The sequence below is a fragment of the Saccharomonospora iraqiensis subsp. iraqiensis genome (assembly GCF_000430445.1).
Classification (GTDB): Bacteria; Actinomycetota; Actinomycetes; order Mycobacteriales; family Pseudonocardiaceae; genus Saccharomonospora; species Saccharomonospora iraqiensis.
Genome location: NZ_KE387124.1, coordinates 36,435 through 48,889 on the forward strand (window position 1 = coordinate 36,435; position 12,455 = coordinate 48,889).

General features: G+C 68.1%; 10 protein-coding genes. 2 read left to right on the top strand and 8 right to left on the bottom strand.

Annotation, left to right across the window (positions count from 1 at the left end):
• The 8 genes from pglZ to ACTIR_RS0118670 form a co-directional block, all read right to left on the bottom strand.
• The coding region (gene pglZ, locus ACTIR_RS26895) for a BREX-2 system phosphatase PglZ (RefSeq protein ID WP_034240953.1) at positions 1 to 743 on the bottom strand (743 nt) is incomplete at its 3' end.
• Positions 740 to 4,600, bottom strand: coding sequence for a hypothetical protein (locus ACTIR_RS0118640; protein WP_026455414.1), 3,861 nt, complete (start codon positions 4,598 to 4,600; stop codon positions 740 to 742). The genes pglZ and ACTIR_RS0118640, both read right to left, overlap by 4 nt.
• Positions 4,601 to 4,871: 271 nt before the next feature.
• Positions 4,872 to 8,489: a BREX-2 system adenine-specific DNA-methyltransferase PglX gene (pglX, locus tag ACTIR_RS0118645; RefSeq protein WP_034240955.1), complete on the bottom strand. Its 3,618-nt coding sequence runs from the start codon at positions 8,487 to 8,489 to the stop codon at positions 4,872 to 4,874.
• Between the two features lie 405 nt (positions 8,490 to 8,894).
• Positions 8,895 to 9,068, bottom strand: coding sequence for a hypothetical protein (locus ACTIR_RS26050; RefSeq protein ID WP_154663813.1), 174 nt, complete (start codon positions 9,066 to 9,068; stop codon positions 8,895 to 8,897).
• Positions 9,069 to 9,371: 303 nt separating this feature from the next.
• Positions 9,372 to 9,572 carry a DUF397 domain-containing protein gene (locus ACTIR_RS0118655; RefSeq protein WP_026455416.1) on the bottom strand — a complete coding sequence of 67 codons (201 nt, stop codon included), beginning with the start codon at positions 9,570 to 9,572 and terminating at the stop codon, positions 9,372 to 9,374.
• Complete coding sequence (locus ACTIR_RS0118660; protein WP_026455417.1) at positions 9,569 to 10,429, bottom strand: helix-turn-helix domain-containing protein; 861 nt, start codon at positions 10,427 to 10,429, stop codon at positions 9,569 to 9,571. The genes ACTIR_RS0118655 and ACTIR_RS0118660 overlap by 4 nt, the downstream gene beginning before the upstream one ends.
• 153 nt (positions 10,430 to 10,582) lie before the next feature.
• Positions 10,583 to 10,783 carry a DUF397 domain-containing protein gene (locus ACTIR_RS0118665; RefSeq protein ID WP_026455418.1) on the bottom strand — a complete coding sequence of 67 codons (201 nt, stop codon included), beginning with the start codon at positions 10,781 to 10,783 and terminating at the stop codon, positions 10,583 to 10,585.
• A complete protein-coding gene (locus tag ACTIR_RS0118670) occupies positions 10,780 to 11,640 on the bottom strand; it encodes a helix-turn-helix domain-containing protein (RefSeq protein WP_026455419.1) in 861 nt (286 codons plus the stop codon). Before ACTIR_RS0118670 ends, ACTIR_RS0118665 begins: the two co-directional genes overlap by 4 nt.
• A 386-nt stretch (positions 11,641 to 12,026) precedes the next feature.
• Between ACTIR_RS0118670 and ACTIR_RS0118675 the strand changes: the two genes are divergently transcribed.
• Both ACTIR_RS0118675 and ACTIR_RS26900 read left to right on the top strand, forming a co-directional pair.
• Positions 12,027 to 12,275 carry a zinc finger protein gene (locus ACTIR_RS0118675; protein ID WP_007025140.1) on the top strand — a complete coding sequence of 83 codons (249 nt, stop codon included), beginning with the start codon at positions 12,027 to 12,029 and terminating at the stop codon, positions 12,273 to 12,275.
• Positions 12,272 to 12,455 (top strand): hypothetical protein (locus tag ACTIR_RS26900; RefSeq protein WP_034240958.1); only part of this gene is annotated, 184 nt, incomplete at its 3' end. The genes ACTIR_RS0118675 and ACTIR_RS26900, both read left to right, overlap by 4 nt.

Below are 12,455 nucleotides of genomic sequence, written 5' to 3' on the forward strand. Positions count from 1 at the left end.
TCCGGGCCGGGGGCGGCGCCCCCGACGATGCCGAGCGGCACGGCGTCCGCGGCGCGCCCGTCGGCGACCAGCCGCAGCAGCAGCGCGGCGGCGTCGCCGACGGTGTCGGCCAGCCACCGGATGATCCCGTCGCGTTCGGCGTGCGGAAGTTCGGCGAACCTCGCGGTGGCGACCCGGTCGAGGGAGAAATCCAGCAGCGCCCCGATGTCCAGCGCCCCGTCACCGAGCGCGGAACGACCGAGGCGGACGCCGATCAGCGCGCGGATCGCGGCGTCGCGGGTGAGCACCGAACCGTCCCGCGGCCACCCTTCGGGCGGTTCGGCGTCCAACAACGCCTCCACGAGCCACTTCTCCTCGTGCAGCCGCGGGTCGACGTCCACCGCCCCGAAGCGCTGGGCGACGACACTGGCCCGGTCGACCGGCCGCACGGACCGGTGGATGGCGTAGGCGCGGACGTCCCAGCCGAGCTGCTCGTCGTCCACCCCGGTGGTGACCACCAGCAGGTCGCCGTCGTCGGGGTGGGTGTGCTGGTGCTCCTGCCAGGCCTCCAGGATGCCGAGCACGGAGTGCCGGTCGACCACGTGCACCCGGTGCCGGTCGTCGGCGGTGCGCACGGTGAACGGCTCCGCCGTGCCGACGTATTTGCCGTGCACGAGCAGCAGCCGCCGCCCCCGCGCGGCCGGGAGGTACTCCTCGACCAGGGATTCGACGATGCGCCGGTCGACCTCGGGCGGTGCGCTCATCGCGCCCCGCCCGCCCCGTCACCGGCGCCGGTCCCGTCGTCGACGACCTGCCAGGTCACCTCGAACTGCACGTCGGGGTGCTGCCGGGCGTAGTCGCGGATCTCGTCCTGCACGGCGGAGATCAGGCTGCTGAGCTCGGCCTCCACCGCACTGGCCTTGACCCGCTTCGCCCCGGCCCGGCCGCCGGTCCCGCCGGTGCCACCGGAGACGGGGGGTGTGCCGGTCCCGGTCAGGTGAACGTCGTCCGGTCCGGCACTCCCCCGACCGTCGTGTCCGGCACCGTCCGGTCCCGGCCGCGGGTGCGGATCGGGCTGTGGGTCCGGCCGCGGGGGCTTCGGATCCGGCACGACCCGGGTGGCGTCGTTGACGATCCCCAGCGCCTTCGGCCCGAACTCGTGCAGCACGGGCGCCAGCCGTCGGGTGAACTCGTCGGCCACCGCCGCCTCCGCCACCCCGGCGAGCAGCTGGTCCGCGCGGTGGGCGATGTCGTCACCGCGCGGCAGGAAGTTGCGCATCGAGGTGAACAGCGACCATTCGACCGCCCGCACCGCGGCGAGCACGTCGGCCGCGGAGGTGAGGGTAGTGGCGAGTACCCGGTCGCCGGTGTCGTAGGTGGCGGTGGCGAGCAGGCGCACCAGTTCGGTGCTGTCGGCCTCGTCACGCAGCCGCGCGAGCAGGTCGGCCGCGTCCCGCGTGGCCCGCAACCGCGGTGCGTCCGGCTCTGCGTCCAGACCGAGGTCGGCGGCGTGCTCGCGCAGCTGCGTGCGCAGCCCGTTGACCGGCTCCTCGTATTCGGTGATCTTGCCGCGCACGCCCTCGGCGAGCCGGTTGACATTGCGGGTGAACAGTGTGTCCGGCACGGTCAGCCCGAACAGGGCCGAGGCCCGGTCGCGGGCGGCGGTGAACTCGTTCTCGGTGGGCAGTTCCTGGGCGCGCAGGGCGTGCCCAGGGCCGATCTTGTCGAGGTCGGGCGGTTCGGGCAGCGGCGAGCCGTGCAGCAGCCACGCCCGGTCGGCGAGCATCGCGTACGTGGCAATAATCAGGTTCAGCACGGGTTTGTCCAACCCGGTGTAGCCGAGCTCGATGATCCAGGTGCGGATGTCGTCCACCCGGTAGTCGCCGGTGACGCCGCGCTGGGTAGCTGCCTGTTCGATGCGGCGGCGCCATTCGGTGGCGACCACGAGCGGCCCGTCGGCGACCTCACCCAGCTCCAGCGGGTGCACGACGCGGCGCACCAGTGCCTGGTCCTTGCGGTCGAGGACGACCCGCCGGTTGCCGTCCTCCATCGCGCGCGTGATCCACGCCAGCACGGTGCGCAACTCACCCGTGGTAACGGGCTTGCGGTTGCCGTTCGGGTCGAAGTTCGGGTGTTTGGGGTAGAGCTTGTCGAACAGCCCGTCGGCGAGGGTGAGCGCGTTGTACTCGAACGAGGCTCCCCCGGCCAGCCGGGGCGCGTGCCCGGGCTGCAGGGTGAGCACGTGCCCGTCCTCGCCGACCTCGGCGCCGATGCTGGCGTCGTCGCCCCCGGCGATGCCGTAGAGGTGTCGCAGTGCGGCCGTGAGCTGCGAGTCGAGCGTGTCGGCCTGCGCCTCCAACTGGTGGCGGATCTTGATGCGTTCGTCGGCAGACTTGGTGTTCGCGTAGTCGTCGAGCCTGCTGCGCTCCAGCAGGTAGCGGATCTTGAGCAGCCGGCCGAGTTGGGCGGATTTCTGTGCCGACATGAAGTGCGGCAACCACACGAGCGTGGCCGCCTCAGTGCCCGCCTTGCGCATCCGGTTGACCCGGCTGGCGTCGTCGTGCGGCACGTGGTCACCGGAGTCGAACGGGTAGTCCAGCACGAACCGCACCCGCCCCGGCGTGCTGGGCTCGAACTGCATGCCGGGCAGTTCGTGCTCGTCACGCACGTTGGCGAAGACGAACTCGGCGGTGCGCCGGGTGCCCTTCCAGACGATCTCCTTCTCGCAGACGAAGCTGTCCGAGTCGGCGATGCCCAGCTCGCACCACAGCTTCGTCTTGGTCCAGATGCGCCGCGCGCCGAGGGAGTCCTGCTCCCCCACCGCGTCCAGCAGCGGTTCGATGTCCAGATCGGACAACTGCAGCCGGAAGACAGGGTCTTCCTCGCCCTCGGAACGCAGTTCGCCGAACTCGGCCTGCAGTTCCCGCAGGGTGGACACGGCCATGGACCCGGCGGAGACGGTGCGGGCGCGCAGCGAGCCGTGGTTGAGCGCGGCGAGCCGGGTGCCGGTGAGCCGGGTGAGCGCGGGCACCTGCGGCGCAAGCGCCGACAGCAGCAGGGTCTTCACCAGCCGGTCGGCGGCGACGAACTTCTGCGTGCCCTCGCCGTGCCGTTCGGCGAGCCAGGCGCGGGCCTTGCCGTAGAAGCGCTGGGCGGCTTCGGCCTCGCTGCGCAGCCGGTCGGTGAACGCCTCGCCGGTGCCGTCGGCGAGCACGTCCCACAGGTCGCCGAGCGGGATGAGTTCGCCGACCTTCATGCTGTCCCGGCGGCGGCGCAGCAGCTCCTGCAGCAGTTTGAGCCCGGTACGTTCGCGCTGCAGCGCGCCGGACAGCGCGACGAGCACGTTGAGCAGCGCGGGCGAGAGCGGGTAGACGTCGCGGAAGTCCTGCCAGTCGGCGCCGGTGGCGCCGGCGGCGTCGAGCAGCACCTCCTTGTCGGCGGCCTTGGCGGACTCGATGCCGGCGAAGGCGGCGTCGAGGGTCTCCCGCCCGCCGGGCAGCGGCTTGAGCACCCGCTCCTTGATGATGGCGGGCAGGTTGCGGTCCTCCAGCGAGACCGTATCGAACCGTTCGGCAAGGTAGCGCACTTGCTCTTCGAGGTTGCGCACGTCCGCGCCGGTGACGTCCTCGCCGACGAGCTGGGAGAGGTCGCGCTGCCGGGAGATGAACGACACGATGGGCAGTTCCCGGCTCGCGTCGCCGGATTCGATCAGCTTGACCAGCTTGCTCACCTGGGTGTTGACGAACCGCTGGTCGCTGAGGTGGGCCTGCAGCCACAGGATCAGCTCGTCGAGGAACAGGACCAGCCCGTCGTAGCCGAGTTCGCGGGCGTGTCGGCTGATCACCGACAGCCCGTTCTCCAGCGGGATAAACGCCCCGGCGTCGCCGCTGGCCCCTCGCACGTAGGACGACCAGGGCCCGGAGATCAGGTCCTGCACCAGCCGGTCGCGCACCGGATCGCCCGCGGGGGCGGCGAACGCCCGGTCGAGATCCGCACCGGTCCAACCCCCGGCATCGTCGGGCAGGTCCAGGTCGTCGGGGTCGGCCTCGCCGGGCCCGGTCGAGGCGCCCACGCTCAGCAGTTCGACGAACTTCTCGTCGCCGAGCACCTCGCGCTGTTTACGGGCGTCGGCGAGCATGGCGTCCGCCCGGTACACCGGCGGGGTCGGCTGGTCCGGGTGGAGCCTGCGCACGGTGCGCACGTAGCCGTCGAGGAGGGCGGAGTCGAGGTCGCTGGCGCCCACCAGGTGGTAGGGCACCATGAGGAACCGTTTGCCGCGCAGCCAGTCGTCGTGTTCGGCGATGACGGTCTGCAACGCGGGCTTGGCGCGGGCGACGGGGTCGTTGTTCAGCACGGCGTGCAGGACGGTGAGGAAGTGGCTCTTCCCAGAGCCGAACGAGCCGTGCAGGTAGGCGGCGTGCGAGCTGCCGTCGCGCACGGCGGCCCGCACGTTGCGCAGCGCCGTGTCGAATGCCTGCCGGAGCTGGTCGGTGACGACGTACTCGGCGACACGGGCCTCGGTCTCGGTGAACCCGCCGGTCAGCTCGACCTTGAAGTCCCCGGCGTGCACCGTCTCGGGGATGTCGAGGACGTCGCGCAGGTAGACCTCGTTCGCGCTCACTCTTGCCCTGCCCTCTCGTGACGCCGTTCATCCAGGTCAACGCGCCGACTCGGCACCTGGACGGTTCCTTTCCTCAGCACGGACCGCCCCCGGCATGCTAGTCCCCACGGCGTCGATCATGGTCTGCCGTCGACGCATCGAGACTCCGCCGCAATGTCGGTGTGCCGAGCCCGCACCGCACCGTCGCGACCCCGGGGCACGGTGTTACGCACGGACGGGGCCGAAACCGCCAGGCCGTGCTGGGCCTCTGACGGTTCCGGGCGACCACACGTCACTCCGTCGGCTTGGTGGTGGGGCGGCCTTTCCTGGTGGGGGTGGGGCGCCAGGTGGTGAGGTCGTCTTCGGTGAGGTGGTGGCGGTGGCGTTGTTCGTCGAGGAAGGCCTGATACTCCTCGGCCGGTATCCCGCCCCACTCGTCGTCGTACTCGCCGTGCCACTGGTGCACCCACGGCATCACTTCCGCCAACCCGGCCACCAGCGGCGTCAACCGCTCGACACCCCAGCCGGCGTCCTCGGACCGGTCGTTGATCAGGTTCACCAACGCCTGCGCCTGGTCTTTGTGGTCCCAGCCGGCCCAGCCCAACAGCAGGCTCGGATCGCCCTCCGGCCCCGCCTCCGGATACGACACGAACCGTTCCTTGGGCACGTCCAACTTGCCCCGCTGCGACCAGTACGACGCCTTGCGGAAGTCCCCGGAGGTGTATTTCGGCGGCACCGGAATGTCCAACCGCCGCCCCGTAGCGTCTTCCTCCCGCTGCAGCTGCCACACCCGCTCCCACTGGGCCCGCTTGCGCAACCCGGGCTCCTTGAACCGCAGCGCCGCCAGATACGGCACATGCTGATCCGCCACCACCCGCTCCAACACCTGCGCAAGACTCAAATCCGGCTTGCCCAGATGGTCCGCGGCATACAGCGAGGCCACGGCGTGCATGTCCGCGTCGTCACGGAACGCGTCAGCCAACTGGTGCACCGTACGCGTACGCGGCTGCTCGAACCCGTCTCGCAACCCGAACCACAGCTCGCGACGCTCGCACCGGTCCAACAACCACGTGCGCAGCGCCTCAGCCTCCCGCTTCTCCCACGACTCGGCCGCCCACCGACGCTTGTGCTCCGGCCGCTCCAACAATTCGAGGTCCCGCCGAGACTCGATCGCCTCGATGCGGTCCTGCACCAACTGCCGGTACCACTCCGGCCAGTGCTGCGGCACCTCCGTAACCGGTGTGGAGCCGTGCCGGTCGAACCACGCCGTATCCACCTCCCCCGCCGCCACCCGGCGGGCCAGCACAATCTCAAACGGCCGCTGCCCCAACTCCACCTCCGGCACCGACCCCCAATCAGCAGCGGTCAACCGGGCACGCTCGGCCTCATCCAACAGTCCATAGGCCTGATACACCCACCAATCTAACTCCTCCTGCACCGCCACCATCCGACCTCGCAACCGCACCCACTCAGCCCGCGCCACCGCTAACCGCTCCCGCGACGGCACCCCGTGCTCCGCCACCACCGACGGCTCCCACGACGCCAACTCCTGCGCCAACCCATCCAGAACCCGCCCCAATTCCAACGGCAACACCGTCGGAAGCGGGAACTGCGAAACACGACTCCCATTAAACTGATAGAAGCGTTCCCAGGCAGCACTTGCAATGCCGCCTCCGATACCACCATTTCCCTTGTCGTGGCACATTTGTTTGAGCCAGAAACAGGCCACCGACGAGTTCAACACCCCCAACAACTCCACATGCTCATCCTCACCCGCCCCCTCCGGCAACTTGATCACGGGCGCGGTCCTGTTGAAGACATTTCTACCCCGATCCAGCACAAAATGATTATGCGTCGCCACGTCTGCGAAGGTTATCAAAAACCGCGCCCGAGTTCGCTCCCAAGAAAGCATAACATGTTCGTGCCAAGCCATTCCCCGCTGCTCTCGAGTTTTTCCGAAAGTCACCCCAGACCTTAACAAACGACGATAAGGCCAGAATAATACCGTATCTTGCAACGAGCAGTCTGGATATTCTTCCAGATATGGCCACAACACAGCTACCTTCTTCGTGCGGAAATCGCGCACCGAGTCGCCCATAGTCAACGACTTACTAGGAGCGGCAAGACGATCCCAAACAGGTAGACGAGTGCTAGATAAGAATACATCATCCTCACCAGTTATGTCATGAGGCCCAACCGAATCGACCCTCGCATGGAGCACGTCTCGCGAGGGATTACTAATTTGTTCCATCACGCCGCCTGCCCCGCCGCCGCTCAAGCTCCAGGGGTGCTGGCCGAAGCTTTGTCGGTCGGTGTCTTCGACGGTGATCCAGTCGGATTCGCTGCCCGGCTGGGTGATCTGGTCGACGATGGCAGACCACACTAGCCCCTTGGCCGGGTTTTCGGGTTGGGTAGGTTCGCCGCGGATTCCGAGGACGGCGCGGATCGGGTCGTTGTGGCGGTATTCGTGATTGCGGCCGATGAGGATGACGGTAGGGGTGCCGTGGCCGGGAATGTAGGCCCCGGAGGTGTCGATGACGTGGGTCAGCTGCACCGTGCGGAAAAAGTTTTCGATGAGTTTCTTGCCGAACTCGCGTTTCATGAACGAGTTCGCGGTGATCTGCCCGACGTAGCCGGCGTCCCGGTCCGAGCCGTGGCGGCGTATGGCGAGGTGGAACAGCCGTTGGGCGAACGGTACAGACAGGGCGTACTTGCCCGAGCAGGCATCGTAGCGGTCGCGGTAGTTCTGGTTCTCCTGCTTGTCCTTGACGGTGATGTAGGGCGGGTTGCCCACCACCACGTGATACGAGCCCCGCCCCAGCAGGTCGCAGGAGTTGACGTAGTCGTTGACGTCCTCGGGCACATAGGTGTGCGCCTCCTCCACGGCGAACAACTCCTCCTGCACCCCCGGCGCCCCCCGGCCGTGCAGCAGCGAGTCCCCCACCGCCAAATTCAGCGGAAACTCTGGCGCCTGCTCCAAGCGGGTCGCCTCCGCCGCCCGCAGCGCCGCCACCAACAACCGGAACCGGGCGATCGACACGGCGAACGGGTTCTTGTCACACCCATGCACCGAACCCAGGCTCCGCTTCACGAGCGTCCACTGGTCCGTGCCCGGTTCGGCCTCGCGCCACTTGTCCAGGATCCGGTGGAACAGCCCGAGCACGAAGTGCCCCGACCCGCAGGCCGGGTCGATCGTCCTGAGCCCGGCTAGGCCGAACTCTTCAACGGCGGGTTCCAGGGTCAGGTCGAGGATGAACTCCTCGACGAACTCCGGAGTCTGCAACAACGCATACGTCTTCCGCGCGTGCTCGGACAGATCCTGATACAGATTCCCCAAAAATCGGGTGTCCCACTCCGGATCAGTGAAGTCGTACCGGACCTCACCGTCCTCACCGCGGCGGCGCCAGAACCGCACCAGCCCGCTGGCCGCCTCGAACGACGGGCTGATCTCCCACAGCGGGTTGTGCCGCCGGTCGAACAACCCCGCCGCCGTCGGATGCGCCCCCGCCAACGCCTCGAACCCGGCCACCAGCCAGTCCCGGTCGTTGCGCTCCGGATACCGGCGGAAGAAGTCCTCGTGCCGCTCCTCGGCCTCGGCCAGCCGCTCCCCCGGCCCGGACAGGAACGGCGCCGCCACCAGGCCGTTGTCCTCGCAGAACCGCACGAACACCGTGCCCAACACCCACGCCGCCGCCACCTGCGTCACCCGCGCATCCAGCCACGACTCCCACGGCGCCGCCGTCCGCCTCTTCTCGAACGCCTCGACATACTCCGCCCGCAACGGCTCGCGGAACTCCGCAACCTCCTCCGCACGAGCCCGCAGATCGGCCTCCAGCAGACCCACCTGCCCCCGCAGGTCCGCCACCAACTGCTCCGTCAGGCCAGCGTCACTCACCGTCACCGTCGCCACTCCCCTCAATCACCAGGCCGACCCGCAGCCTATGTGCCGAGCAGCCGAGCGCAGCAATGCATGCGCTCACATCGAGACACACTCGCGACCGCACCGAGGAACGGTCGGTATTGCGCAACGTTGTGTTACAGACGCATGGCTGCCCCGTGCCGTGGTTCGATCGCAAGCCTCGGTGTCTACCGGGGCCGACGGTTGCCCGCAAGCAACCGGGCAAGCTCGCGCAAGGCTGTGCGCTGGACCGACTTTCTACTCTGCCGGGTCAGTTGCGGCAAGTCCCATGTCAAGTAACCTGTGGAATAATAGGTCCGCGCTTGATGCTGACCGCTGGTCAGCATCAAGCGCGGACAGTATGGGAGAGGAGCGGGAACTCCCCGCCAAGGTCACCCCCGCCCCTCTCAACGGCCTCTAACGGGCCAACAGAAGCACGAGACTCGACATCTCGTGCTTGTAGGGCAGCAGGACCACCGGGAACAGGATACTGGTCACCACCAGCTTGTTCCCGGCCCTGCTGACCCGGTCACGACATGCGCACAGGATGCACCGGCAGGGCGGGCCCCGACGCTTATCGCTCTTACTCATCGGTCTCCTTTCCGCGTTGCAGCCGCTCAGCGGCTCCCTTGCCCCTCAGTTCCTAGGGACCACCCAGCGAACTTCGCTGGGAGATTGAGTGCGGAAGATCGAGACCGATCGGGTAGAGCTTACAAGCCGGCATTCCCGGCACCACATATGGATGAGCGCCTTACATCTGCGCACTCCACAGTGCGAGTGATACTTGGCGAAGACGCTATTCACACGGGGGCACCCACAGGCCACGGTGAGCCGGGGCCGCGCGCACGGTAAAGCGGCCCCGACACCCGCCGGGGCTGCTGGGTCGACGCCGAACTACAGGTCGAACTCGCCGTCCTTGGCGCCCGCGAGGAACGCCCGCCACTCGGCGGCCGTGTAGCGGATGACGCCCGCCTCCGGGTGTTTCGAGTGCCGGATCAGGACATCGCCGCTGCCGTCCGTGGCGGCGGCGAACTCGACACAGTTGCCGTTCGGACCGCTGTAGCTGCTTTTCGTCCACATCAGGGGTGCCGTCATGCTGTCGCGCGCTCCAATTCGTCTGCGGTCGTCACGAGCAGGTCGGTCGACTTTTCGGGAGTTAGCGCCACCCCTCGCATAACCTCCACGGCACGCCGGTAGGCCCGCACATCGTCCGCGTCGAGGACGAACGCCCCGGAACTGTAGTGCTCGAAGTGCACCACAGGTGAAGCCTCCCGGAAGTCGTACAGTACAAACGGGCCGAGTAGCCCCGGATGCCAGCCCACGCGCGACGGGACGAGGCGGATCATGACGTTGCTCCGCGCATTCAGTATGACCAGGTGGCGCAGCTGCTCGACCATCACCCCGGGAGAGCCGATCCTCTCGTGTACCGCTTCCTCGCCCACGAACGCCAGCATGGTCACGGGATCCCGGCGAGTGATCACCTCCGAGCGTCCGACGCGCAACATGACGCGCGTATCGACCTCGGGCGGCGGCAGTTCGATCGCGTTCGCCAAGGCACGCGCATACTCCGCCGTCTGCAGGAGGCCGGGGATGAGGTGTGGTGACCACTCCACGAGCGACGATGCCGAGCGTTCCGACTCGATCGCGCCCGCCAGCTGTTGTGGAATGCCCGGCATTCCCACGACCAGCCAGTTCGGCTCGGCCGCGTACCGGGCGAGGTCGACGAGGCGTTGCTTCTCGTCCCCGGTGACGCCCAGCAACGTCAGCAACGAGGCCATGTCCTCCGGGCCCGGCAGCCGACGTCCGGTCACCCAGTGCGAGACGATGCCATGACTGAACCCCAACCGTTGGGAGATCTCCCGACCACTCAGCTTCGAGTCGTCGAGCAGCTTGCGCAGCGCTGCGGTCAGTGCGCGGGCTCTGGTGGTCATACCGTTGACGTCGACGGACATGGCACAGCGTAGTCATCCCGACATGTAACATGACAAGTCACACGATGGGGAGAACGGCGGCTACCGGTCGTAGACACCACGAGGGCAGCGTAGGAGACACAGCACAGCGGCCCCGGCATCCGCTGGTCTGCCGGGGCCGCCGAGTGTCCGCGTCTACAGGTCGAACTCGCCGTCCTTGGCGCCCGCGAGGAACGCCCGCCACTCGGCGGCCGTGTACCGGATCGTGGTCGCATCCGGGTGCTTCGAATGCCGGATCAGGACATCGCCGCTGCCATCGGTGGCGGCGGCGAACTCGACACAGTCACCGTTCGGACCGCTGTAGCTGCTCTTCTTCCACACCAGCGGGGCGTTCATGTCGTCGTGTGCTCCAAACTCTCCGCGATCTCGGCGAGGAACTCCGTCGACTGCGCCGGAGTTCTCGCCATCCCGCAGATGGTCTTGACAGCGGCCCGATACTCCTGCACGTCGTCCTCATCCAGGACGAAAGCTCCAGAGCTGTAGTGCTCGAAGTGCACCACGGGCGGAGCCTCCGGGAAGTCGTACAGGACGAACGGGCCGAGTAGGCCGGGGTGCCAACCGATGCGCGGCGGCACGATCTGGATCGTGATGTTCGGGCGGGCCGCCATCGCGAGGAGGTGCCGCAGCTGGTCGGCCATCACCTCCGGTATCGCGATCCGCTCCCGCACAGCGTCTTCGGCTATCAGCGCGTGGAACTCTACGGGTTGTCGTCGGGTGATCACCTCGGCTCGGCCCATCCGGAGCATGACTCGGCCCTCGACCTCATTCAGCGGCAACCCGCTGGCCATGGCCAGCGCTCGGGCGTAGTCGGCGGTCTGGAGCAGCCCGGGGAGGATGTCCCTCGACCACTGCGTGATCGCCGACGCCGAGCGTTCCGACTCGATGGCACCCGCCAACTGCTGCGGGAGTCCGGGCATGCCGACGACCAGCCAGTTCGGCTCGGCCGCGTGCCGGGCGAGGTCGATGAGGCGTTGCTTCTCGTCGCCGGTGACGCCCAACAGCGTCAGCAGTGAGGCCATGTCCTCCGGGCTCGGCAGGCGACGGCCGGTCACCCAGTGCGAGACGATGCCGTGGCTGAAGCCCAGCCGCTGCGAGATCTCGCGGCCACTCAGTTCGGAGTCATCGAGCAGGTCGCGGATCGCCGCGGTCAGCGCGCGGGCGCGGGTGGTCATGCCGTTGGCGTCGACGGGCATGGCACACAGTTAGTCATCCCGACACAACGAAAACAAGTCACACGATCGGGAGATGCGGACTGCTCTCGGTAGGCAGACCGGCCACGAAACGGAATACGGCGGTCGTTGACCAGCTCCGACCGATCCCAGCGGTGTCAGGTCCGGACATGCGAAACCCGGCCCGCCCACCGTCCGGAAGGCTGCCGGGTCCACTTCACCGGCCTAGTGGTCGGTGCGTCTGTCATGCTATCCCGTTCTTTACGTTGCCGACCAGGTGAGACGGGCAGTCAGTGCTTCAGTCGAATCACCCCTTCGGGAGATTGCAGCTACGAACGGTAGACAGACAGCGTGTCCTCCAATGACAGAGCTGTCGCGTCGCTGACGCGGTGACCAGGGGGAGGGCATCGATGCAGAGGTTCCGGTGGCAGCAGGCCGAGGGGCGCCGGCACGCCTACGACGCCGAGACGGTGGGCACCGCGCATCCCGGGATCGCGTTCACCACGCTCTGCGGCGTCGAGGTCACCCCGGCGCGGCGCGACTTCGTGGAGCTGGACGGCCGGTGGCACGACCCGACCTGCTGGCACTGCGACCACGAGTGGCGCGTGCGCGATGACTTCCCGCCCTGCGACATCCCACGCCTGCCGGAGAACACGTGAACCCACACCAGACGCACCTGCTGTGCCGCGCGCTCGACCTCGCACACGGCATCAGCACCGTGCTCGCCGAACTGCGCGCCACCACCGACGACCGGCAGGCCGACGACCCGGCGCCGCGTGCCGGGTGTGACCCGCCCGTGCCCGGGGACGGGGATGCGGCGCCCGGCCTGTTCGCGGTCG